The organism is Myxococcus hansupus (assembly GCF_000280925.3).
Lineage (GTDB): Bacteria > Myxococcota > Myxococcia > Myxococcales > Myxococcaceae > Myxococcus > Myxococcus hansupus.
In genome coordinates, this window is record NZ_CP012109.1 from 8,641,035 (window position 1) to 8,663,525 (window position 22,491).

Below are 22,491 nucleotides of genomic sequence, written 5' to 3' on the forward strand. Positions count from 1 at the left end.
CCTGCCTTCCTTTGAATTCAGGGAGGCAGCATTCATGGCGGTCGCGGAACGGAAGTGGAGTGCGCGGGCATTCTGGCCCCGAGGCAGGGCGCTGGCGCTGGGGGTGCTCACGCTGGCCACGCCCGCGTGGGCGCAGTTGCCCGACTACCACCTGGAGCTCCAGGTGCGGACGAACCTGCTGGGGAACGCGTCCGGCGCGTACAACGTGGGGCCGGGCAACCTGCTCTCGGGCAGCTACCAGATTCCCATCAGCGCGGATGGGCAGATTGCCTTCCGGCTGGCCATCACCCCCGAGGGGCGCTCCGCCGTGTGGTGGGGGCACGGTGGCATGGGGAGCCGCATCTACCTGCTGCCCCAGTTGGGTGAGGATGCCCGGACGGGGGACCCGGGGGTGAATTCGCAGGGGGACATCGCGTTCGCGGTGACGTGGGCTTCGCCGGCGACCCAGAACGGCATCTACCTGTTGAACGTCGCCTCGCCGGAGCAGGTGCGCATCATCCGGGGGCCTCCGGGGGCCTCGGATTGGAGCAGCCTGTGGCTCAACGAGGCGGGGCAGATTGGCTTCCGGGCCACGTACAGCGGCGTGGGCCGGGCCTACGCCATCGCGAACGAGCGGCCGGATGGCACCTTCTCGACGACCATCGTGGCCGCTGAGCAGACGGTGGACCCCGGCAGCCCCTACCAGTTCCTGTACTCGCCGACGCTGAACGACCTGGGACAGATGGCGGGCGTGGGCGATGTCGCGACGGCGTCGTCGGAGTTCTTCCAGGACCTGCGCATCTTCGAGCCGGATGGGATGTCGTCACGGCTCATCGCGCAGTCTCGGGGGCGTGACGCGACGTCACCGGTGTACCGCTTCGCGTCGGTGGCGCCCGCGCTGAACAACATGGGGCAGGTGGCGTTCCTGGGGACGGCTCGCAACGCCCAGAGTGGCAACGTCACCACGCTGTGGCTCTGGGATGGGGCCGCGCTGCGCGTGCTCGCGCAGGACGGCGTGGGCGACATCCGGACGTTGGAGTTCTTCGCGCCCGATATCAACGACACCGGCTGGGTGGTCTTCCGCGCCATTGACTCCGCGAACATGCGAGCGGTGTGGGTGAGCGATGGACAGTCGCTGAAGCGCGTGGCGACCGAGCACGACATCGTGTCCTCGGATTTGGGGCCGGCGCGCATCGACCAGGAGACGCCGTCGAACCCGGTGTTCGGGGGTCTGGTCAGCATCAACGGGCGGGGAGAAATCTCGCTGGCCGCGGGCCTGGCACCGCCGGACAACGACCAGGTGGAGTGGGGCACCGCCGTGTTCATCGCGCGGCCGGTTGTTCCGCAGCAGGACGGTGGTACTGGGGGCCCGGATGGGGGTCCCGGTCCGGGTGTGGATGGTGGCGTGGATGGCGGTCCGGGGGAGCCTGATTCCGGCGTGGACGGTGGGCCTGGGCCCGGCGTGGATGGCGGGCCGGGGGAGCCTGATTCCGGCGTGGACGGTGGTCCCGGTCCTGGCGTCGATGGCGGCGTGGATGGTGGTCCTGGTGAGCCGGACTCGGGCGTGGACGGTGGTCCCGGCCCGGGCGTCGATGGCGGTGTAGATGGCGGTCCTGGTGAGCCGGACTCGGGCGTGGACGGTGGTCCTGGGCCCGGCGTGGACGGTGGTCCGGGCGAGCCTGACTCCGGCGTGGACGGTGGGCCCGGCCCGGGCGTCGACGGTGGGCCGGGTGAGCCGGACGCAGGTGTCGACGGTGGTCCTGGGCCCGGCGTCGATGGTGGCTCGGGTGATCCGGATGCCGGCGCCGACGGTGGTCCCGGCCCTATCGTCGACGGTGGTGCCGGTGAGGATCCGGATGCGGGAACGGATCCGGATGCAGGTTCGGGTGAAGATCCAGATGCAGGTCCTGGAACAGAGAACGACGCGGGTCCGGGTGAAGAGCCGGGCGCGGACGCCGGCTCCGGGGAGGAGCCGCAGTCCGACGCTGGCGCGGACGCTGGTCCCGGCCAGCCTCAGGACTCGGGAACCTCGCCGCCGCCGCCTCCCGCCGACAGCGGTTGTGGTTGCCAGTCCTCGTCTCCTTCGGCCGCACTGCCTTGGATGCTCGTGGGCCTGATGCGAGCCGTCATCGGCCGCCGCCGTAAGGCGGAGTAGTCGCTGGAGCATCAAGGGGCGCCGGGCCAGAGCATCGGTCCGGCGCCCTGCCTTGCTCACCCAGCAGCGCCTCCATTTCGCGCAGGTGCGGCGCTGCGAGCGGTCATCGTCAGTGCCCCGCCCTACTCACCCAGCAACGCCGCCGCCAACTCCCGCACCTTCGAGGACGCGTCGTGCTCAGCGGCATCACGAAGCAGTGCCTGCGCCGGGGCATCCACATGCTTCACGGCGCCCAGGACCCGGACCACCTCCATGCGCACGGACACGTTCCGCTCCGTTCGCAACACCGTGGCCAGTGCCTCCAGGTGCGCCCCGACGACTCGGTGAGCAAGCGCCTTCACCGCGTTCGCGCGCACGTGCGCACTCGAATCCTTCAGCATCATCTGGTCGAGCAACGCGTCCGCCGGAGCCCCGGGAAGGGCCCGCAGCGCATCCGTGGAGGCACCGCGCACGGTCGCATCGGGATGAAGCATCGCTGACCTCACGTAGGTCATCCCAGTCGGTGAACCCGCCCGAGCAAGCGCTGCCAGACACACCCTTGGACCCGGAGTCCCCGAGCGGCAGTACCGCAGCAGTTCGTCCACCAGCGCCTTGCTCCGGCCCGGCTCCGCCAACGCGAGCCCCTTCGACAGCGCTCCCATCGACAGTGCCGTCGCATCCCTCACGTTCGCGTCAGGTGCCTCCTCCAACGCACGGCTCAGCGCGTCCGCGAGCAACAAAGAGGGATGCTCCATCGTCCCCACGGCGCGAACCGCCTGCGCGCGAATCCCAGGGCGAACGCTCGGTGCTTCGAGCACCGACATCAGCGCCCGTTGCGCGTCCGGCGTTCCCGCGCGGGCGAGCGCCGCCACCATCCGCTCCGAGAGCGCTTCCTCCATTTTCCCCTGCCGGAGCAACTCCGCGGCCCGGTTCACTTCCGTGGAGTCATGGCGGAACAGCATTGCCAGCCGTTCCGGCGTCGCCTCCCGGGCGTTGCGCGTCGCCATCAACCGAATCAACGTCTCCCCACGCAGAGGCACGGGACCCGGCTTCAACTTCGCCACGGAGTCCGTCAGCCGCTCGGCCTGCAACACGGTCCGAGCCACATGGAACGGCCTCAACGATGAAAGCTGATAGTCGACCCCCACGTTGAGCAACGCCACCCGCGTCTCCTCCCGACTCCGCGGAGCCCCCTCCTCCCCTCCCCCCCACTCCACCACGTCCGAGCCCGCCGCCTCCTTCACGTGTCCGTCCGTGAAGAGCGTGAAGGCCAGGTGCCCCTGCAGCCGAGGCGTCACCGGCGGCGCGGCTCGCAGATACCGCCGCTTCGTCTTCACGTAGGTGTTCGCGCTGCCACCGGCGCGGTACTCGGATTCGAAGTCACCTCGAGTGTCCGACTCCTCCGTGCTCCAGCGCGCGCCGTCCTCCGCCACGAACTGTGTCGCCGCGAGCAGCCGTCGCACGAGCCGCCGGGCCGTCATGTCCTGCGCGGCATCGAAGTGCACCGCCACCACCTGGCCACGCGCATCCTGGGCCACATAGAACGGCCGCTCGAACATGACCTCGAGCGCCCGCGGCTCACCGCCCGCGAGCTCCACCCGAGTGGGCACGATGAGTCCCGCGAACAGGTGCTGTTCTCCCTCCACTCCCAGGTATGTGAGCTCGAACAGGCCACTCCAGCCGGTGTGGATCAGTGTGCGTGCCCCCGCCACCGGCTGCGTGCTGGTCCGGACGTCCAGGTCGAACGTGTAACGGAGCCGGTGCCCCACGGTGAGCACGCGCTCCGAACCCTTCACCCCCTGACGGAGGTCCTCGGGCTGAGGCGAAGACGCCGCCGTGTCCCGTGGCATCCCTGGCGTCGGCGCACGCGCGTCGGGGGAGCCCGCACGCCACAGGCCGATGACGCCCACCAGGACGGCGAGCAGCAGCACCAGGCTCTTGAGGCGCGAACTCACTCCCTCGGATACGTGCCCGCGAAGGAATCCTGGCTGCTGGAATCCACGAATGACACAGGGCTCCAGCCGTTTCACGGAGACTTGCGCCTCCACGCGTCACGGCGAGCCGTCTGCTTTGAAACAACGCTACGGCTGTTTCACGGATGGCCGAGCTTCAACTCCAGCTCGGCCAACTCACGCTGCACGGTGGCATCCGTCAGTCGCAGACCCTCCATCTTGCGCACCGCGGAGATGACGGTGGAGTGGTCCTTGCTGAAGCGCGCGGCGATCTCCGGGAAGGAGCTCTTCGTCAGCTTGCGGCTGAGATACATGGCCACCTGCCGCGCATGGGCCAGGGCCTTGTGGCGGCGGTCTTCCTTCAGCGATTCGACGGTGACCTTGTAGAAGCGGGCCACCTCGCGCTGGATGGACTCCACGTCCACCGCGCTCTGAGCGGGGAGGATGTCGCGCAGCACCTGCGACGCGAACTCCTCCGTCACCGGCTGACGCGTGAGGCTGTGCACGGCGGACAGCTTCACCAGCGCGCCTTCCAGCTCGCGCACGTTCTTCTGGATGTGCTTGGCGATGAAGTGCGCCACCGAGTCCGGCAGGTCCAGGTTCTCCGCCACGGCCTTCTTTTGAAGGATGGCGACCCGCGTCTCGTAGGTGGGCTCGCGGATGTCCGTCATCAGGCCCATGGCGAAGCGGCTGCGCAGCCGGTCCTCCAGGCCCGGAATCTCCGCGGGCACGGTGTCGCTGGTGAGGACGATGGCCTTGTTCAGCTCGTAGAGCGTGTTGAAGGTGTAGAAGAACTCCTTCTGCGTCTCCTCGCGCTTGCCCAGGAACTGGATGTCGTCGATGAGGAGCACGTCGCACTCCTCACGGAACTTGCGGCGGAAGTCCGCCATGCGGTGTTCGCGGACGCTCTCCACGTACTCGTTGGTGAACTGCTCGCTGGAGAGGAACACCACGCGCTGGGACGGGTCGCGTTCCCAGATGAGGTTGCCCACCGCCTGGAGCAGGTGCGTCTTGCCCAGGCCCGTGCCGCCATAGATGTAGAGCGGGTTGTAGTGGTGGCCCGGCTTGTCGGCCACGGCCTGCGCGGCGGCGGCGGGGAGCTGGTTGCTGTCCGCCACGACGAAGGTGTCGAAGGTGAAGCGCCCGTTCAGCCGCGAGGGCCGGGTGGCGCTCGCCTTGACTGCGGGTACGGGCGGAAAGTGGGGATCCGGCTCCAGGCCTTCCACCACTTCGTACGCGATGGAGACCAGCCCCTCGCCCATCCGGGCAATCTGCGCGTCCAGCAAGGGGCGGTAGTGGTCATCCACCCAGTCGCGGAAGAAGCGGTCCGGAACGCCCATCACCAGGGCGCCGTCACGCACCTCCAACGGGCGCATCCGCTCCAGCCATCTCAGCGCGTAGTCGAACTTCTCCTGGCGGATGCCATCGAGCATCCGAGCCCAGAGAATTCCAGCACTTGGGAGGGGGGTGGCGGCTTGGGCGAGGGCGTTCACGCGTGTCTCAAACGTGCAAAAGCAGGGGGAACAACGGGCGTTCGGCCGTGCTAACAGACGGTTCCAGGTGGATCAAGCAACCGGCCAAAACCGCCGCCACCTCAAGGGTTTTTCCGGACACGGCGGATCCACTGGGGACGTACCTGGTGGGCACGGTTGTGGATCCTGCCCTCCCCTACCCCCACCACTGGGGGATGGATCCACCCGACTTGACTGTGAGTGTGTTCCGCAAAGCCGAACGACTTTGCATGCCCATCACGTCACGACGACCGAGAGCGCGGCTGCTTCCCGAGCCTCGCGACGTAGACGAGGTACAGGGCGAGGCAGCCCACGGGCACCAGATGCCACGCGTTCGACAGCCACGAGGCGCGCAGCCGGTAGCCCATGATGAGCAGCGCCGCGGTCGCGCCCGAGATGCCGGGCAGAAGCCACATGCAGGTGTTCAGGATGTTCGTGTGTCCGCGCGACAGGTCGCGGGTGTTCATCGTGCCGGCCGCGGAGAACACCACCAGCATGAACTGCATGAAGGCGAGCACCACCTGCGCCGCCACACCCACCACCAGAACCGTCATCGACATCGACCGAGAACTCCCTGCCGGACATTCTACATGAGGCGTCCGTGCTGTCTTCCCGGCGCCGCGCGCGGGCTCAGCCGTCGGCGAGCCGCTGACCCTCGAGGTACGCGTCGAACATCTCCGTGAGGGCGCTGACCACGGCGCGGACGCGGGGCACCTTGCGGAGCTCCTCGTGCATCACCAGGCAGAAGGTGAGCGAGGGGCCAGGCGTTTCCAGCCGCACGCGCTCCAGGCCCCGTTGCTCATCCACCGCGCCAATCGCGCCGATGACGAGCCCCATGCCCGCGCGCGCGGCGTGCATCCGGGCCGCGACGGAGTTGGTGCGCAGGGGGAAGCGGTGCGCGCCGCGCTGGAGGAGCCAGTCCGTCATGCAGGGCCGGCGCCCCACGTACTCGTCGACGATGAAGTCATGCGCGGAGAAGTCCGCGTCGGCCAGCTTCCGTGAAGGCAGGTGCTGGTCCAGGTAGTCACGGCTGGCGAAGAGGCCGGAGACGATGTCACCCAGCGGCTTCTCGATGAGGACGGGGGATGCGTCGGAGCGGGTGCGCGCGCCGACTGGGGAGATGGCGCGCAGGCCGATGTCCGCCTCGCGGGTGGAGAGGTCGGCGTAGCGCTGCTCGGTGACGATTTCGACGTGGATTTCCGGATGGACCCGCCGCACGCGGACGGCGGCCTCGGCGATGTAGGGCGCGAAGCCGTCGGACACGGAGACGCGCACCGAGCCCGCGAACGGAGACGCGGCGGCGTCGCGAACGCGGGCGGCCAGGGCATGCTCGAACTGCTCGGCCATCCGGGCCAACTCCTCCGCCTCGGGCTCCAACCAGACACCGCGCGCGGTGCGGTGGACCAGCGTGCGGCCCAGGTCCTCCTCCAGCTTGCCGATGCGCCGCATGACGGTCGACGCGGAGAGGCCCAGGCGCACGCCCGCCGCGAGGAAGCTTCCATGCCGGCGCAGCTCGAGGAGCAGCCGGTAGTCGTCCCAGCTCATGGGGCGAGTGTCGCGGGTGTGGGCCGCGGTGCAAACATCCGCGCGCCCAGGCGGGCGACGAGCGCGCGCGGGAAGAGCCTCCCAAAGGCGGTGAGCAGGCGGTTGCCGCTCCCGTGGATGACAGAGGCGCGGCCCTGGGCGAAGGCCTCCAGGCCCAGGCGCACGACGTCCTCGGGCCGGGCTTTGTGCTTCTGCTGCTCCAGCCCGACGGCGCGGTCGAAGAAGGCCGTCTCCGTCTGCCCCGGGTTCAAGCACAGCACTCGCACGCCGCGGGGCTGGTACTCACCCCAGAGGGCTTCCGAGAAGCTGAGGACGAAGGCCTTGGTCGCGCCGTAGACGGCCATGTACGGCGTGGGCAGGTAGGCCGCGATGGAGGCGACGTTGATGACGCCGCCCTGGCGCAGGGTGATGCCGTCGATGAACAGGTGGGTCAGATCCACGAGCGCGCTCACGTTGAGGGCCACCTGGCCATGCTGCTCCTCGAACGGGAGCGACTCGAAGGGGCCGTAGCGGCCGAAGCCCGCGTTGTTGATGAGCACGTCCACCGCGAACCCCCGGGCCACGACGGCGTCGTGGATCCGCTTGGGAGCGCTGGGCTCGGCCAGGTCGAACGCGAACACATGGGCGTTGCCCAGCTCGGCCGCCAGGGACTGGAGCTTCGCCTCGCCGCGAGCGACCAGGAGGAGCGTCGCGCCCCGCCGGGACAGCTCCCTCGCGAAGGCTTCGCCAATGCCCATGGACGCACCGGTGATGAGGACCGTCTTTCCGTGAAAGTTCATGGCCAAGGCTGTAGCCCCCGTCCGGATGCGCAACCACGCAAATCCCTGGAGACCTCTTTTGCAGAAACGCAAAGCCAACAGGGCCAGGTCCCCTGCCCGCCCAGCCGCCGCCGTGGAAAAGCGCCCAGGAAACAGACGGCTGCGCTGTTCGTGATTAAACTGCCGCCGCCGTGCGTTGGGCGGTGGTCGTCACCGTCAGTATTCCCCAGACCTTCACGCACCTACCCCCGTGCGGGCCATTTGGCCGCCGCGGAGGTGGGCTCTCGGGTGGGCCTGGGTGATCCAACGTTGACTTACCCTGGAAATGGGGGTACGGACCCGCCCCTTTCCTCAGTTCAGGTCGCGCCGGAGCGGTAGGAGGCGCCGCCACCATCAAGGAGTCGAGCCGTGTCCAAGCGCACGTACCAGCCGTCGAAGGTCCGCCGCAATCGCGCCCACGGGTTCCGCAAGCGGAACGCCACCAAGGGCGGCCGGGATGTCCTCAAGCGTCGTCGTGCGAAGGGCCGTAAGCGGCTCGTCGTGTCCGCTCCCAAGAAGTAGGCGAGTTCGCTTGTGAGGGCCGAGGGTGCGACGCCGGGCGAGTCCCACCCGGCAGACCAGCGCTTCCCCAAGGCCCTGCGCCTGCTTCAGCGGCGCGAGTTCCTCGAGGTCCAGGAAGGCGGGCAGAAAGTCCCTTCGGACTGCCTCCTGGCCCTCGTGAAGCGCAATGGCCGACCGTACTCCCGTGTTGGCCTCACCGTGTCGAGCAAGGTGGGCAACGCTGTCGTCCGTGCGCGCTTGCGGCGCGTCTTGCGAGAACTCTTTCGCAAGCGCCGCGCGCAATGGCCCGTCGGTTTGGACGTCGTCTTGGTGGCGCGCTCTTCCGCGAAGGATTCTTCCTTTCCGGCGCTCGCGCGGGCCTTTGATGGTGTCACCCGGAAGCTCCAACGGCTTCCGCGGGCAGTGGAGACGAAGCCGAAGAAAGAGCCTCCAGCATGAGCCCGCTCGCCTTCGTCATCTCGCTGCCCATCCGTTTCTACCGGAAGTTCCTCGGACCGTTGCTCCCTCGGGTGTGCCGGTTCCACCCTTCGTGCTCCACCTACGCCATGGAGGCGCTGGAGAAGCACGGCGGCCTCAAGGGGTCGTGGCTCACGCTCTGGCGGCTCCTTCGCTGCCAGCCCTTCCACCCCGGCGGTATCGACCCGGTGCCGTGACGAGGGGTTCCACCCATTGCCGCCCTCTCCCTCGCGGAGGGGGGAGTCTATGAACGATCCGCTCTCGCCCCAGTCGAACGATTCGCAGAAGCGACTGCTAGCGGCCCTGGCCCTCTCGTTCGCGGCCACTGCTGTCTACACCTTCTTCTTCGCTCCCACCCCGCCCGGCTCGGAAACCCCCGATGCGGGCATCGTCGCCACGGCGAGCCCCGACGCAGGCTCCGGCCAGCCCGCCGTGCAGCCGCCAGCGGGAACTCCCGGCGAAGGGACGGAAACCGCCGCCGCGGAGGCCCCGCCTCCGGCGCGCAAGGCGGAACTGCTCCGTGACGAGTCCGTCTACACCTTCTCCTCCGAGGGCGCCGGCCTCACCGCCGCCGTGCTCAAGGGCGCGAAGATGCGGGAGCAGCAGGAACTCTCCGTCGCCCAGGGCTTTCAGAAGCTGGTCGGCAAGGAGATTCCGCCCGCGCCGCAGATGGACCTGGCGCGCCCCACCCCGGGCCAGCCGCTGCCGCTGTCCGTGGCCATCACCGGCACCAGCCCGCTGCCCGCGGACCTGAACTACGCCATGGACGAAGGCGCCCCTGGCAGCGCCGACGGCGTCACCTTCACCGGCCGCCGTGGCCCGTGGGAGGTCGTGAAGACGCTGAAGTGGCCCAAGGACGGCTTCGAGCTGTCCTACACCATCCAGGTGCGCAACACCTCCGGCCAGCCGCAGAGCGGTGAGCTGCAGGTGAACCACAACCGCGCCATCGACCCCAACTTCGAGCACGCGCCGTCCTTCTTCGGCGGCGTGGGCAACCTGAGCCGCTCCGCGTGCTGGGTGGGTGACAAGCTCCAGAAGATGAACCCGGGCGACGACCACCCGGACGCCGAAGACGTCCGCGGCCCGATTCAGTTCTTCGGCATCGACCAGCAGTACTTCCTCTCCGCGCTCTACCCGCTGGAGGGGCCGCGCCTCGGCTCGTGCCACTTCGAGGCCACGCCCAACCTGCGCAAGGTGACGGCGGCCTTCCCGATTTCGGCCGCCCCGGGCGAGACGGTGACGCTGCGCTTCGGCGGTTACTTCGGTCCCAAGGATCCGGACATCCTGGCCCTGGTGCCCGGCGCCTCGCTGCGCGCGTCCACCGGCCTGACGGACGCGACCTTCCACCCGCCGCTGGCGGAGACGGTGGACTTCGGCATCTGGGCCGTCATCTGCAAGGTCCTGCTGATGGTGATGAAGTTCTTCCACGGCATCACCGGCAACTGGGGCGTGGCCATCATCCTGCTCACGGTGGTGGTGAAGCTCGTCCTGCTGCCCCTCACCTACCGCTCCATGGTCAGCATGGAAGAGGTGAAGAAGCTCCAGCCGCGCATGGAGGAGATCCGCAAGAAGCACGCGGACAACCGCGAGCAGCAGAACCTCGAAATCATGAAGCTGTACCAGGAGGCCAAGGTGAACCCGCTGGGCGGGTGTCTCCCCCTCCTCATCCAGATGCCGGTGTGGATCGCCCTGTTCACCGCGCTGCGAAACAGCTTCGACATCTACGGTGAGCCCTTCATCGGGCCCATCTGGCGAGACCTGACCTACAAGGACCCCACGTACCTGTTGCCGCTGGCGCTGGGCGTGTCCATGGTCATCACCCAGAAGATGCAGCCGCAGATGATGGATGCGGCCCAGGCGAAGATCATGACCTGGTTCCTGCCCATCATCTTCACGCTGACGCTGCTCCAGTACCCCGCCGGCCTGTCGCTCTACATCTTCACGAACAACATCCTCTCCATCGCGCAGCAGTACGGCCTGCGGAAGTGGCTGGACCGGAACAAGCCCCAGTCGGGCGGTGGGACGCCGGCGGTGGCCGGTGCGGGAGGCAAGCGCAAGTGAGCGAGCAGGTTCCCCAGCAGACGCCGTCCGCCCCGGCCCCGGATGCTTCATCCGGGGAGTTCCGGGGCCGCGTGGAGAAGCTCCTCGGCGACATCCTCGGCCTGATGGGCTTCCCGGCCCGTCTGGACATGAAGGATGCCGCCGATGGCAGCCTGTCCGTGGCGCTCCACTTCGAGCCCACGCCACCTCCGGGTGTGGAGGTGGGACGGCGCAGTCAGGTGGTGGACTCGCTCCAGTTCCTGCTGAACAAGATGCTGCACCGTCCCGGCACGGAGCGCCGCTGGGTGATGCTGGGCGCGGGTTCGCACCCGGAGCCCCGGCAGCGCCGTGAGCCGCAGGCCGCCCCCGCGCAGGCGGCGGCCCCGGCGGCTCCCACACAGGCGGCGCCTCGGGCGGCGGCCCCGGCCCAGGCCGCGGCCCCTGCCCAGGCGAAGGGAGCCCAGCGGGGCGCGCAGGCCTCCGCCGCCAAGGCCGCTCCCGCACCGAAGGCCGCCTCCGAGGGCGACGAGCGCTCGGTGGCGGTCGACGAGGATGCCGCGCTGAAGGCGGCGGTCCGTCAGCTCGCGGAGAAGTCGGCCGGCCTGGGCCGCTTCTATGCGATTGCCGCCATGAAGCTTGAAGACCGCGCGCGCGTCCTCACGTCAGTAGAAGGAGTGGGTGGCGTGAAGGTGACGGCGGAGGGTGAAGGCCGTAACCGCCGCGTGGTGTTCACTCCGGACAAGCCCGCCCCGCTCCCCAAGCGGAGCATGCTGCCGGACGACGACGAGGACGACTTCGACGCGTGAGCGCCGTCCGCGCACCGCGCGCCGGAGCTCCCGAAGAGAGACGAGGGATGGGCAAGGCGAAAGCTCTGAAGGACAAGTTGTACGGCGCGGCGGTGCTCAAGATGAGCTTCCGCCTGCGAGGAGACGAGGAGTCTCCCGCGTTCCGTTTCGTCTACCCGGGCGTCCTGCGGGACCTGGAGCTCGAGGACGAGGCGGTGGAGCGGTACATCGAGGAGAACCGCGAGGCCGTCGAGAAGGCTGCTCGCGGTTCCACGCCTCCCGTGGGCAACCGCTGACGCGGAAAGCCCCGCTGTCGAAGTCGAGGTGGAAGCGCTCCACCGGCCGCGTATGACGTCTTCCTCCTTCACCATCGCCGCCCTGGCCACCGCGCCCGCCGCGGGGGCCGTGGGCATCCTCCGGCTGTCTGGCCCCGAAGCCCTGGACGTGGGCCGGAGGCTCGCGCCGGGCATCCCCGAGCAGCCCACCCCGCGTCACGCGTACCTGGCCACCTTCGTGGACGCGGAGGGCCGGCCGCTCGACGAGGGCCTGTTCCTCTACTTCCGCGCGCCGCGCTCCTTCACGGGCGAGGACGTGGTGGAGTTGCAGGCCCATGGCAGTCCCCGGCTGCTGCGGCTGCTGCTGGCGCGCGCGCTGGAGGACCCCCGCGTGCGCCATGCCGCGCCCGGTGAATTCACCCGCCGGGCCTTCCTCAACGGACGGCTGGACCTCACGCGCGCGGAGGCCGTCGCGGACCTGGTGGCCGCGGATTCCGAGGCCGCGGTGCGCGCCGCCGCCGCGGGGCTGTCCGGGGCGCTGGCGGCGCGAGTCCAGGCGCTGGAGGCCCCCCTGCGCGAGCTGCACGCGGACATGGAGGGCGTGCTCAGCTTCCCCGACGAGGCGGAGGGCGCGGACGCGGAGGTGGCCGAGCGCGTCGCCACGCTGCGCGGACAGGCGGAGGCGCTGCTTTCCGAGGCGGGCCGTGGCCGACTGGTCCGCCGGGGTGCCCGCGTGGCGCTGTTCGGGCCCGTGAACGCGGGCAAGTCGACCCTGTTCAACCGGCTGGTGGGCGAGTCCCGCGCGCTGGTGGATGACGAACCCGGCACCACGCGGGATGCGCTGGAGGCCCGCGCGGAGTGGGACGGGCTGTCGGTGACGCTCTTCGACACCGCGGGGCTGCGTGAGACGCCGGGCCGCATCGAGGCGCTGGGCATCGCGCGGACGCGGGAGTTGCTGTCGGGCGTGGACCTGGCGGTGCTCGTGCTGCCCCCGGGTGGCACGCCGTCGGAGGCCGAGGCGTGGCTGCGCGAGGCGGGCGGCACGCCGGTGCTGACGGTGGACGGCAAGTGCGACGTGGTGGCCGCGCCCACCGAGGGTTCCCCGCGCCGCCGCGTGAGTGGGCTCACCGGTGAAGGTGTGGACGCGCTTCGCGCCGACATGCTCGGGTTGCTGTGGGGGGGCGGTACACCCTCTGCGGTGGCGCTCGTTTCGGAGCGGCATGCCGATGCCCTGCGTCGCGCTTCGGAGGCGCTGAGGAGCGCGGAGCAGGCGTCGCGCGTGTCCACCCTGGAAGTCGTCTCCGGCGAGGTGGGGCTCGCGCTGGAGGCGCTCGGCGAAGTGTCCGGAACCGTGGTTTCGGAGGCCCTGCTGGACGCAATCTTCCAGCGTTTCTGCATCGGGAAATGACGTCCGCCAGCCCTCGGGGGACATGTCAGACGCCTCCCTAGACTGCCCGCCTCAACCGGTGATTTTCGGAGGCGCTGTGATTGAAGGCACCATCCCCCTGGCGAACCACTCGATGCTCTCGGCCCTGCCCTCGGGCTGGGTGGGGGAGATTCTGGACGAGGAGCTGGTCGCCTCGCCTCGTCCGACCGCCGCGCAGACCCGCGCGGCCTTCATGCTGGGCGTGGAGCTGGGAGAACAGCTCGACAAGCGCCGTGGCGGCAGTGGCCGCTGGTGCTTCCTGCGCGCGCCCGAGCTGCACCTCGGCCACGACATGCTCGTGCCGGACATGGCCGGTTGGCGCCGCGAGCGCCTGGACGTCCCGTTCGACCCGGACGTCCCCTTCCTGACGCTGGTCCCCGACTGGGTGTGCGAGGTGCTGACGCCCTCCACCGCCGCGCTGGACCGGGCTCGCAAGCTGCCGCTCTACGCCCGCGCGGGCGTGTCCCACGTGTGGCTGGTGGATCCGGCCGCGCGCACGCTGGAGGCGTACCAGCGCGTCAAGCGGGGCTGGTTGCTGACGGCGAGCTACGAGGACGACGCGCTGGTGCGCGCCGACCCCTTCCCTTCCTCGGTGTTGGAGCTTGGCTCCCTGTGGCTGCCCGAGGGCGCCGAGAAGCCCACGCTGCTGGTGGCCGTCCCATGATCCGCGCCGAGGCGGCTGGAGGGCTTCGACGAGCCCTCGCCGCCGTGCTCAGCTCGCGCGCTTGAGATCCGCCTCCGCCGTCGGACGCGCCAGTCGGCGCACCGCGCGCAGGAGCAGGTCCGGATCCACGGGCGCGGCGAGGAAGCCGCGGGCGCCCACCGCCTGGGCACGGGGCAGGTCCTGCTCCGGCGTCTTGCCCGCCACCAGCACCCGCGCGTGGACCGGCCGGGGCAGCGCCTCCATCGACGGCAGCGGCGCCACCACGACCTGGGCCTCGTTCGAAGCGAGCAGCTCCTCCGTGCTGGCGACGCGCGTGCTCAGCCCCGCCTCGGACAGCACCCTCACCAGCCCCGAGGTGGCCTCGGCGCCCCAGCCGTACACCAGGACCTGGGCCACGGGCACCGGCTGCGCCGCGGTGAGCAGCGGCACCGCCGTGGCCGGAGCCACCGTCGCCGCCGCCACGGTCCGCGTGGGGAACGGCACCTTCGCGGACTGCGCCGCCCTGGCGGAGAATGGCGCCTTGGGTGCCTGGGGCCGCGTCATCGGCGCCCCACGTAGGGCCTCCACGGCGGCGGCCCCCGCGGCGGTGGCGTCCAGCGCGGCTGGGACTGGCTGCGGATCCGGCATGGCCCGAATCGCCTGCACCAGGCGCTTCATCTCCACGGGCAACGCCTGATCCGGCACCACCACGTCATCCAGCGAAGCCAGGAGCGGCAACCCATCCTCCAGGGACATGGACGGCGCCTCCATCGTCGTCAGCTCGGCCATGCTGCCCCCCAGCACCATGGGCACATCCTCATCCGCCTCCGGCAGCGAGAAGCCCTCCATCCCCGGACGCCGGGGCGTGGCCTCCCCCGTCTCACCCCGGTAGATCCGCCCGATGGCACGGTGGATGGACGCATCCGTGGCCAGCTTCGCCACGATGCGCGGCTTGCCGGACACACTCTTCACCGCATCCAACGAGGCCAGACTGGCCGGCGCGGCGATGGCCACCACCAGCACCGAGTCCCGCGTGCCTTCCAGCTTCAGGGGCACCACGCGGTGCGTCTCCGCCACCCGCTCCGGAATCAGCCAACGGAGGCTCGCGTCCGGCGGCTGGGCCTCCAGGTCCACCGTCTGCATCCCCGCCTGGAACGCCAGGGCCTCCAGGACCTGCTGCGCGGTGCTGAAGCGCTGGTCCACGACCACCTGCCCCAACGGCACGCCCCACTTGCGCTGGTAGGCCAGCGCCGAATGGAGCTGCAACGCATCCACCACACCCCGCTCCAACAGGATGTCGCCCAGTCGCTTCTTCATCGCATCCCCCTCACGCCTTCCACCCTGGCCGCCAGCCCCGTGGGGCAGCCTGAGTCCAGGAACGTCACAGTGTCTCTACGCCTTTGCCCGGCGGGGAGCTTCCCGGCAGGCGACAGATGCTTCCGTCGCCGCGCCACTTGCAAGGTGGGGTCCGCTCCCACGACCCACGCGCGGGCGTTGGGTATCCGATGAAGGACCTGTCCTCAAGTGCGCTGCGTCATTCGGATGCGTCGCCCGCCGGACAACCCGGAAAGCACGGTGTCGGTGCATTGCCTAGCTTCACGCCCATGCGCGCCATGTGCCTCGGCGAATGGGTGGAGCTCCTTCGGGAGAAGGCCGGCGGGATGCCGGGTCTGGTCGGCGTGGGGGAAGGCCTGGCGGGGCTGGTGCTGAAGCCGTCCAGTCTCCAGCCCTACCTGCATTTCCGGCGGGGGCGCTACACGCGCAACCTCGTCTACCGGGATGCCCAACTGGAGGTGCTGCTGAACTGCTGGGACGCCGGCGCCGTCTCGCCCATCCACGACCACGATGGCCAGGAATGCTGGTTCAGCGTCCAGTCCGGGGCCTTCCTCCTGGAGAACTACCCCCTGGAATCCGGCGGCCTGAGCCCGGGTCCAGCGCGGCTCGGAGCCCCCACCGCGGTGGGGCCAGTGGGCGCGGGGCACGTCGACTTCCGCTGTCCCGAGGCGCCCATCCACCGCGTCACCGCGACCCAGGGCCCCGCCGTCTCGCTGCACGTGTACGCGGGGCCGGTGGACCGCTGTCTCGTCTTCGACCCACGCCGGCAGCGCTGCGTCTCCCGGGAGCTGCGCTACCACTCCGTCTTCGGACGGCCGCTCGCGCCCCTGGAGGGCACGACGCAGCCCCCTGCCCTCTTCTGAAGCCCGACAGCGCGCGTGGCACCCGGAGCGTCCCGGTGCCACGCGGCCGCGTCCACAATGGACGCGCTACCAGCTCGCCTCGGGCATGGGCGCGTAGAGCTCGCCCCGGTGCCCTTCGACCAGGCCCAGCTTCGCGCCCACCGCGTACACCTGCCGGAGGCCCGCGACCAGACCGCCCCACGGGGACAGGGCGCTGACGGTGACGGCGTCGTCCTCGCTGTTCTCGCCCCGCTGACCCAGCAGCTCGGAGAGGACGGCGGACGCGGGCTTCTTGCGCGGGTACACCTGCACGTTGACGCGGGCATCGGCGGGGAGCTTCGCGGCCTCCTTGGCCAGCTCCAGCGCCTTCGGGTAGCCGCCCAGCGCATCCACCAGCCCGTTGGCCAGCGCGTCCTCACCCGTCCACACGCGGCCCTTGGCCAGCGACTGGAGCTTCTCCAGCGGCAGCTTCCGGCCGGCCGCCGCGCGCGTCGTGAAGTCCTCGTAGATGCGGTCCAGCGTCGCGTCCAGCCGCGCCTGCTGCTCAGGCGTGAAGACCGCGTCGCTGCCGTACATCTCCGCGTTCTTGCCCACCGACACGGTGTCGAAGTTCACGCCCAGCTTGTGCCAGAGGTCCGCCGTCACGAACTTGCCCGCGTAGACGCCGATGCTGCCCGTCAGCGTGCCGGGCTGCGCGACGATACGGTCCGCCTCCATGGCGACGTAGTAGCCGCCGCTGGCGGCGTAGCCCCCCATGGTGGCGATGACGGGCTTGCCCGCCTCCTTCGCGCGCTGCACCTCGCGGCGGATGGTGTCGCTGGCCACGTAGCTGCCGCCGGGGCTGTCCACGCGGAGGATGATGGCCTTCACCCGCGAGTCCTCGGTGGCCTTGCGCAGCGCCGCGGCCACGCTCTCCGCGCCCATGCCCTGGCCGCCGGAGAGCGGGTTGGACCGGTTCTTCCCGCGCGCCACCTCGCCCACGCCGTACACCAGCGCGATGGTGTCGCCCACCACGTGGGGTCGGCCGGCGCGCTCCAGGTACTTCTCCACATAGAGGAAGCGGGCCCCGTCTCCGGCCTGGGCCTTCAGCTCGCCCATCACCTCGTCGCGGTAGCGCAGCCCCGTCACCAGCTTGCCCTCCAGCGCCTCGGAGGCCATCAGCGGGGCCTTGTCGATGAGGCCGCGCACCACGTCCTCCGTCAGCCCGCGCTCCTCGGCGATGCCGCGCACCATCTGCTCGAAGAGGCTCTGGGTGAAGCGCTCCGTGGCCTCGCGGTGCGGCGCGGTGAAGTCCTGCTCGGTGAAGCTGTTGACGGCGTTCTTGTACTCGTAACGGGCGCTGTACTGCGGCGTCACGCCCAGCTTGGCGAAGGCGTCGCGGGCGAAGGGCAGCTCGAAGGCGAGCCCCGTGATGTTCAGGTCACCCGACGGCTGGATGTAGATTTCGTCGAACGCGGAGGCCAGGTAGTAGCTCAGCGTGCTGTTGCCCAGCTCGCCGAAGGTGTCCGAGTAGGCCACCGTCTTCTTGCCCTTGGCGCGGAAGGCCTTCACCGCGTCGCGAATCTCCTGCGTGGCGGCGGGCGTCCCCGTCTGGCCGATGCGGACCACCAGCGCCTTCACGCGCGCGTCGCTCCCGGCTTTCTCCAGCGCGTCCACCACGTCGCGCACGGTGGCGGGCTCCTCGCCAAAGGCCCCCGCGAGCGAATCCCCCGCGCTGTTTTCCGGCAGCGGGTTCTCGAGGTCCAGCTCCAGCACGAGGTTGGAGGGCACGCTGGGTTTGCTCGCGGAGGCGAGCACCATCAGGCCCACGAGGCCCACCACGAAGAGGACTGACAGCGCGCCCACGAAAGCCAGCGCGCCGATGAAGAATCGTTTCATCCGAAGGGACTCCTGGTGCCGTGAGAGACAGGGAACGGCCCTGGCAGGCGGTGCTTACTATTAACGCGCCTGAGGGACGATGCTTGTGCGTCCGTGCGCTTTCCCACGAGGCCACGGGTTGGCGGACAGGCCGGGAACGGCTCCGGCACGCCCTCGCCGGGCGGAGGAGCAGCCATGACGGGCCCTCCGGCGCGGAGCGTCACCATGCTTCCCGCGAGCGGGGATGTCCGGCTGGCACGGGCGCCGCGCTCCAGGCCCATGGCCCCATCGCCGGTGCGGGAGGGGCCCTGGCGGCCCGTGACTCGCACGACAGGAGGCAGGCATGCAGACGCGGCGGTTGGGAAACTCCGGCATGGACATCACCCGGCTGGGCTTTGGGGCCTGGGCCATTGGCGGAGGCGGCTGGCAGTTCGCCTGGGGACCGCAGGACGACGCGCAGTCCATCCAGGCCATCCGCCACGCCGTGGAGCGGGGCATCGGGTGGATTGATACCGCCGCCGTCTACGGGCTGGGGCACTCCGAGGAGCTGGTCGCCCAGGCGCTCGAAGGCATGTCCCAGCGGCCCTACGTCTTCACCAAGTGCGGCATGGTCTGGGACGCGCGGGGGCGCATCACCCGCTCGCTCAAGGCCGACTCCATCCGCCGGGAGTGCGAGGCCTCGCTGCGCCGGCTGAAGGTGGACGCCATCGACCTGTACCAGATTCACTGGCCAGTGGAGTCCCAGGCCGAGTGCGAGGAAGGCTGGTCCACGATGGCGGCGCTCCAGCGCGAGGGCAAGGTGCGGTGGATTGGCGTGTCCAACTTCGACGCGCGGCAACTGGAGCGCATCCACGCGATTGCACCGGTGACGTCCCTGCAGCCGCGCTACTCGCTCATCCACCGCGACATCGAGTCCTCTACCCTCCCCTTCTGCGAGCGCAACGGCATTGGCGTCATCGCCTACTCGCCCATGGCGTCGGGCCTGCTGACGGGGAAGATGACGCGGGAGCGCGTGGGGGCCTTCCCCCAGGATGACTGGCGGCGCCACAGCGCGGACTTCCAGGAGCCGGGGCTGACGCGGAACCTGGTGCTGGCGGAGCTGCTGCGCGAGGTGGGGCGCCGGCTGGGGCGCTCGCCCGCGGAGGTGGCCCTGGCGTGGGTGCTGAGGCACTCCTCCATCACGGGGGCCATCGTCGGCGCGCGCAGCGCGGAGCAGGTGGATGGCTTCGTCGGCGCGGGGGACCTTCGCCTGTCGCCCGACACGCTGCGGGACATCGAGGCGCACCTCCAAGGCGCATCGCGGGGCGATGCCCACGCCTGAGCCCCCGTGAGGGCACGGAGGCCGGCGCCTTCGTGCCCCACCTTGTCGTTTCCGCGACGCCCGCTGGGCCGGAGTGCCACCGTTCGGGATGGCCGGGGAGCCATCTCGGGTTAGAAGCCGGTGCATTCCAAGACGACCCGCGAGGACCGCATGAAGCGACGTACGCCGCTCTCCCTGGTGGCGGCCCTGATGATGGTGGCCGGCACCCCGGTGTGGGCCCAGACTCCCTCCCCTGCCCCCAAGGCCGCGCAGGCCACCGCCTCCAAGGCCGCTGCCCCGCAGAGCAAGGCGAAGGGCCGTGCGCCCGCCGCCGTGAACAGCGTGGAGGGCATCACCGAGTACCGTCTCCCCAACGGGATGAAGGTGCTCCTCTTCCCCGACCCGACCAAGCCGACGGTGACGGTCAATGTGACGTACTTCGTGGGCAGCAAGCACGAAGGCTACGGCGAGACGGGCATGGCCCACTTGCTGGAGCACCTGATGTTCAAGGGCACGCCGACGACGCGCAACGTGCCCCAGGCGCTCACCGAGCGCGGCGCCCGGCCCAACGGCACCACGTGGCTGGACCGCACCAACTACTACGAGACGCTCCCGGCCTCCGACGCCAACCTCCGCTGGGCCCTGTCCTTCGAAGCCGACCGCATGGTCAACAGCTTCATCGCGAAGAAGGACCTCGACAGCGAGATGACGGTCGTCCGCAACGAGTTCGAGTCCGGCGAGAACGACCCGCGCGGCATCCTCTTCGAGCGCGTCATGAGCGCCGCGTACATCTGGCACAGCTACGGCAAGGCCACCATCGGCGCGCGCTCCGACCTGGAGAACGTGCCCATCGACCGGCTCCAGGCCTTCTATCGGAAGTACTACCGGCCGGATAACGCCATGCTGGTGGTGGCGGGCCGCTTCGACGAGGCCAAGGCCCTGTCGATGATTCAGGACACCTTCGGCAAGCTGAAGAAGCCCGCGCAGCCCCTGCCCGCGACGTACACCGCCGAGCCCACGCAGGACGGCGAGCGCGAGGTGCAGTTGCGCCGCGTGGGTGACACCGCGCTGCTCACCAGCCTGTACCACGTGCCGGAAGGCGCGCATGAGGACTTCGCGGCCATCGACGTGCTGACGCTGGCCATGGGCAACAACCCGTCCGGCCGGCTCTTCAAGGCGATGGTGGAGACGAAGAAGGCCGCGCGCGTGGGGGCGTCCAACCTGCAGCTTCGCGACCCGGGCGTGCTCGTCTTCAACGCGGAGATGCGCGAGGACCAGCCGACGGCCGCGGCCCGCGAGACGCTGCTGAAGACGGTGGAGGAGGCGTCGCGCACGCCCTTCACCGCGGAGGAGGTGGACCGGGCCAAGGCCACGCTGTCCAAGTACATCGACCTCACCATCAACAACTCCGAGCGCGTGGCCATCATGTTGTCGGAGTGGGAGGCCACCGGTGACTGGCGTCTGCTCTTCCTGCACCGGGACCGCATCGAGGCGGTGAAGCCCGAGGACGTGACGCGCGTGGCGGCGGAGTACCTCAAGCCGTCCAACCGGACGCTGGGCACCTTCATCCCCACGCCGAAGCCGGACCGCGCGGAGCTGCCGGCGCCGGTGAACGTGGCGACGATGATGGAGGGCTACAAGGGCCGCGCCGCGGTGGCGCAGGGCGAGGCGTTCGACCCCTCCCCCGCCAACATCGAGTCGCGCGTACAGCGCGGTGAGCTGCCGGGCGGCGTGCAGTACGCGCTGCTGCCGAAGAAGACGCGCGGCAACATGGTGAACGTGTCGCTCACGCTGCGCTGGGGCACGGAGGCCGCGCTGCGCGGCCAGGCGGACGCGGCGTCGTACGCCGGACGCATGCTGATGCGGGGCACGAAGCACCGCACGCGGCAGCAGCTCCAGGACGCGTTCGACAAGCTGAAGGCGCGCGTGGGCGTGGATGGCAGCAGCACGGGCGCCAGCGCCTCCATCGAATGCCCGCGCGAGAGCCTGCCGGAAGTCCTGAAGCTGGTGACCGAGGTGCTGCGCGAGCCCGCCTACGACGAGAAGGAGTTCGCCATGCTGAAGCAGGAGCGGCTGGCGGCGTTGGAGTCGGAGCGCAGCGAGCCGCAGACGCTGGGCAACATCGCCTTCTGGCGCGCGGTGTCGGGCCACTACACCAAGGGCCACCCCTACTACGTGGCCACGCTGGACGAGCGCATCGCCGGGGTGCGCGACACCACGCTAGAGCAGGCCCGCGCCTTCCACAAGTCGTTCTACGGCGCGTCCAACGGCGAGCTGGCCGTGGTGGGTGACTTCGAGCCCAAGGACGTGGTGCCGGTGGTCAGCGAGCTGCTCGGGAAGTGGAAGAGCCCGGCGCCGTATCAGCGCGTGCCGCAGGTGTTCTCGGACGGCAAGCCCACGTCCGTCGCGCTGGAGACGCCGGACAAGGCGAACGCCTATTACATGGCGGGCCAGGCGCTGAAGCTGCGCAAGGATGACGCGGACTGGCCGGCGCTGACGCTGGGCAACTTCGTGCTGGGCGGCGGCTTCCTCAACTCGCGGCTGGCGACGCGCATCCGTCAGCAGGATGGCCTGTCCTACGGGGTGGCCAGCAGCCTGGACGCCAGCGACGTGGACGAGGTGGGCAGCTTCTTCACCTATGCCATCTACGCGCCGGAGAACGCGGCCCGTCTGGAGACGGCCATGCGCGAGGAAGTGACGCGCGCGGTGCAGAAGGGTTACTCGGCGGAGGAGCTGCAGAAGGCGCGCTCGGGCATGCTGGAGTACCGGCAGTCGGCGCGGGCGCAGGACGGCACCCTGGCGCGGCAGCTCGCCAGCTACCTGTTCCTGGGCCGCACCCTGGCCTTCGACGCGGAGTTCGAGAAGAAGCTGGCGCAGCTCAAGCCGGAGGATGTTCGCAAGGCGATGGAGCGCCACTTCAACTGGGACAAGGTGACGCAGGTGCGCGCGGGTGACTTCGCCACCGCGCAGAAGAAGGCCTCGGGGGCCGCGAAGGCTCCCGCGGCGCCGTGATGTCGCGGTAGCGCTGTTTCAACGCTTTGGAGCACGGAAGCCCCACGGTGCGCACTGGCGCCGTGGGGCTTCTGCTTTTC

General features: G+C 70.0%; 19 protein-coding genes. 12 read left to right on the forward strand and 7 right to left on the reverse strand.

The genetic code is table 11. The annotated features are described in order from the left end of the window. Positions 1 to 34: 34 nt before the first annotated feature. The gene (locus tag A176_RS39465) at positions 35 to 2,134 is read left to right on the forward strand and encodes an MXAN_5453 family MXYO-CTERM-anchored protein (RefSeq protein ID WP_002637834.1); all 2,100 of its coding nucleotides are present in this window, start codon (positions 35 to 37) and stop codon (positions 2,132 to 2,134) included. Between the two features lie 122 nt (positions 2,135 to 2,256). On the opposite strand, the gene A176_RS34070 is transcribed toward A176_RS39465, so the two are convergent. From A176_RS34070 to A176_RS34090, 5 genes are all read right to left on the reverse strand, one after another. Further along, on the reverse strand, positions 2,257 to 4,068 hold the full coding sequence (locus A176_RS34070) for a HEAT repeat domain-containing protein (RefSeq protein ID WP_021781316.1): 1,812 nt from the start codon (positions 4,066 to 4,068) through the stop codon (positions 2,257 to 2,259). 137 nt (positions 4,069 to 4,205) lie between these two features. Then, positions 4,206 to 5,558, reverse strand: a complete 1,353-nt coding sequence (dnaA, locus tag A176_RS34075) for a chromosomal replication initiator protein DnaA (RefSeq protein ID WP_002637836.1) — start codon at positions 5,556 to 5,558, stop codon at positions 4,206 to 4,208. Positions 5,559 to 5,818: 260 nt separating this feature from the next. Further along, positions 5,819 to 6,136, reverse strand: coding sequence for a hypothetical protein (locus A176_RS34080; RefSeq protein WP_002637837.1), 318 nt, complete (start codon positions 6,134 to 6,136; stop codon positions 5,819 to 5,821). A gap of 70 nt (positions 6,137 to 6,206) precedes the next feature. Further along, a complete protein-coding gene (locus A176_RS34085; protein WP_002637838.1) occupies positions 6,207 to 7,121 on the reverse strand; it encodes a LysR family transcriptional regulator in 915 nt (304 codons plus the stop codon). Continuing rightward, positions 7,118 to 7,900, reverse strand: a complete 783-nt coding sequence (locus tag A176_RS34090; RefSeq protein ID WP_021781318.1) for an SDR family NAD(P)-dependent oxidoreductase — start codon at positions 7,898 to 7,900, stop codon at positions 7,118 to 7,120. The genes A176_RS34085 and A176_RS34090 overlap by 4 nt, the downstream gene beginning before the upstream one ends. 387 nt (positions 7,901 to 8,287) lie before the next feature. Here A176_RS34090 and rpmH point away from each other — a divergent pair, with 387 nt between their 5' ends. From rpmH to A176_RS34130, 8 genes are read left to right on the forward strand one after another with little or no spacing between them, the layout of a single operon-like run. Next, on the forward strand, positions 8,288 to 8,440 hold the full coding sequence (gene rpmH / locus A176_RS34095) for a 50S ribosomal protein L34 (protein ID WP_002637840.1): 153 nt from the start codon (positions 8,288 to 8,290) through the stop codon (positions 8,438 to 8,440). A gap of 12 nt (positions 8,441 to 8,452) precedes the next feature. Next, positions 8,453 to 8,878, forward strand: a complete 426-nt coding sequence (gene rnpA / locus A176_RS34100) for a ribonuclease P protein component (RefSeq protein WP_002637841.1) — start codon at positions 8,453 to 8,455, stop codon at positions 8,876 to 8,878. After that, on the forward strand, positions 8,875 to 9,093 hold the full coding sequence (yidD, locus tag A176_RS34105; RefSeq protein WP_002637842.1) for a membrane protein insertion efficiency factor YidD: 219 nt from the start codon (positions 8,875 to 8,877) through the stop codon (positions 9,091 to 9,093). The genes rnpA and yidD overlap by 4 nt, the downstream gene beginning before the upstream one ends. A 49-nt stretch (positions 9,094 to 9,142) precedes the next feature. Then, entirely contained in the window at positions 9,143 to 10,957 is a 1,815-nt protein-coding gene (gene yidC / locus A176_RS34110; RefSeq protein ID WP_002637843.1) for a membrane protein insertase YidC, read from the forward strand. After that, the gene (locus tag A176_RS34115) at positions 10,954 to 11,742 is read left to right on the forward strand and encodes a KH domain-containing protein (protein WP_002637844.1); all 789 of its coding nucleotides are present in this window, start codon (positions 10,954 to 10,956) and stop codon (positions 11,740 to 11,742) included. The genes yidC and A176_RS34115 overlap by 4 nt, the downstream gene beginning before the upstream one ends. Positions 11,743 to 11,789: 47 nt before the next feature. After that, positions 11,790 to 12,017, forward strand: coding sequence for a hypothetical protein (locus A176_RS34120; protein ID WP_002637845.1), 228 nt, complete (start codon positions 11,790 to 11,792; stop codon positions 12,015 to 12,017). A gap of 52 nt (positions 12,018 to 12,069) precedes the next feature. Then, positions 12,070 to 13,404, forward strand: coding sequence for a tRNA uridine-5-carboxymethylaminomethyl(34) synthesis GTPase MnmE (gene mnmE / locus A176_RS34125; protein ID WP_021781319.1), 1,335 nt, complete (start codon positions 12,070 to 12,072; stop codon positions 13,402 to 13,404). A gap of 22 nt (positions 13,405 to 13,426) precedes the next feature. Further along, complete coding sequence (locus A176_RS34130) at positions 13,427 to 14,086, forward strand: Uma2 family endonuclease (protein WP_082282885.1); 660 nt, start codon at positions 13,427 to 13,429, stop codon at positions 14,084 to 14,086. Between the two features lie 48 nt (positions 14,087 to 14,134). Here the strand turns inward: A176_RS34130 and A176_RS34135 are convergent, their stop codons facing one another. Further along, entirely contained in the window at positions 14,135 to 15,382 is a 1,248-nt protein-coding gene (locus A176_RS34135) for a GspE/PulE/PilB domain-containing protein (RefSeq protein ID WP_002637848.1), read from the reverse strand. 344 nt (positions 15,383 to 15,726) lie between these two features. Between A176_RS34135 and A176_RS34140 the strand changes: the two genes are divergently transcribed. After that, entirely contained in the window at positions 15,727 to 16,263 is a 537-nt protein-coding gene (locus A176_RS34140; RefSeq protein WP_226994070.1) for a cysteine dioxygenase, read from the forward strand. A gap of 66 nt (positions 16,264 to 16,329) precedes the next feature. Here A176_RS34140 and sppA read toward each other — a convergent pair whose 3' ends face one another. Next, on the reverse strand, positions 16,330 to 18,120 hold the full coding sequence (gene sppA, locus A176_RS34145; RefSeq protein WP_002637850.1) for a signal peptide peptidase SppA: 1,791 nt from the start codon (positions 18,118 to 18,120) through the stop codon (positions 16,330 to 16,332). A gap of 322 nt (positions 18,121 to 18,442) precedes the next feature. Between sppA and A176_RS34150 the strand changes: the two genes are divergently transcribed. Further along, a complete protein-coding gene (locus A176_RS34150; RefSeq protein WP_002637851.1) occupies positions 18,443 to 19,420 on the forward strand; it encodes an aldo/keto reductase in 978 nt (325 codons plus the stop codon). Between the two features lie 150 nt (positions 19,421 to 19,570). Continuing rightward, positions 19,571 to 22,411: a M16 family metallopeptidase gene (locus tag A176_RS34155; RefSeq protein ID WP_226994071.1), complete on the forward strand. Its 2,841-nt coding sequence runs from the start codon at positions 19,571 to 19,573 to the stop codon at positions 22,409 to 22,411. Positions 22,412 to 22,491 lie beyond the last annotated feature (80 nt).

What these genes read in the sequence shown, in the direction of transcription:
- A176_RS34085 (WP_002637838.1), bottom strand. Translation starts at nt 7,121, where the DNA reads ATGAGCTGGGACGACTACCGGCTGCTCCTCGAGCTGCGCCGGCATGGA.
- A176_RS34140 (WP_226994070.1), top strand. Translation starts at nt 15,727, where the DNA reads ATGCCGGGTCTGGTCGGCGTGGGGGAAGGCCTGGCGGGGCTGGTGCTG.
- A176_RS34155 (WP_226994071.1), top strand. Translation starts at nt 19,571, where the DNA reads ATGAAGCGACGTACGCCGCTCTCCCTGGTGGCGGCCCTGATGATGGTG.
- mnmE (WP_021781319.1), top strand. Translation starts at nt 12,070, where the DNA reads ATGACGTCTTCCTCCTTCACCATCGCCGCCCTGGCCACCGCGCCCGCC.
- yidC (WP_002637843.1), top strand. Translation starts at nt 9,143, where the DNA reads ATGAACGATCCGCTCTCGCCCCAGTCGAACGATTCGCAGAAGCGACTG.
- A176_RS39465 (WP_002637834.1), top strand. Translation starts at nt 35, where the DNA reads ATGGCGGTCGCGGAACGGAAGTGGAGTGCGCGGGCATTCTGGCCCCGA.
- A176_RS34130 (WP_082282885.1), top strand. Translation starts at nt 13,427, where the DNA reads ATGTCAGACGCCTCCCTAGACTGCCCGCCTCAACCGGTGATTTTCGGA.
- yidD (WP_002637842.1), top strand. Translation starts at nt 8,875, where the DNA reads ATGAGCCCGCTCGCCTTCGTCATCTCGCTGCCCATCCGTTTCTACCGG.
- A176_RS34090 (WP_021781318.1), bottom strand. Translation starts at nt 7,900, where the DNA reads ATGAACTTTCACGGAAAGACGGTCCTCATCACCGGTGCGTCCATGGGC.
- A176_RS34080 (WP_002637837.1), bottom strand. Translation starts at nt 6,136, where the DNA reads ATGTCGATGACGGTTCTGGTGGTGGGTGTGGCGGCGCAGGTGGTGCTC.
- A176_RS34150 (WP_002637851.1), top strand. Translation starts at nt 18,443, where the DNA reads ATGCAGACGCGGCGGTTGGGAAACTCCGGCATGGACATCACCCGGCTG.
- sppA (WP_002637850.1), bottom strand. Translation starts at nt 18,120, where the DNA reads ATGAAACGATTCTTCATCGGCGCGCTGGCTTTCGTGGGCGCGCTGTCA.
- A176_RS34135 (WP_002637848.1), bottom strand. Translation starts at nt 15,382, where the DNA reads ATGAAGAAGCGACTGGGCGACATCCTGTTGGAGCGGGGTGTGGTGGAT.
- A176_RS34120 (WP_002637845.1), top strand. Translation starts at nt 11,790, where the DNA reads ATGGGCAAGGCGAAAGCTCTGAAGGACAAGTTGTACGGCGCGGCGGTG.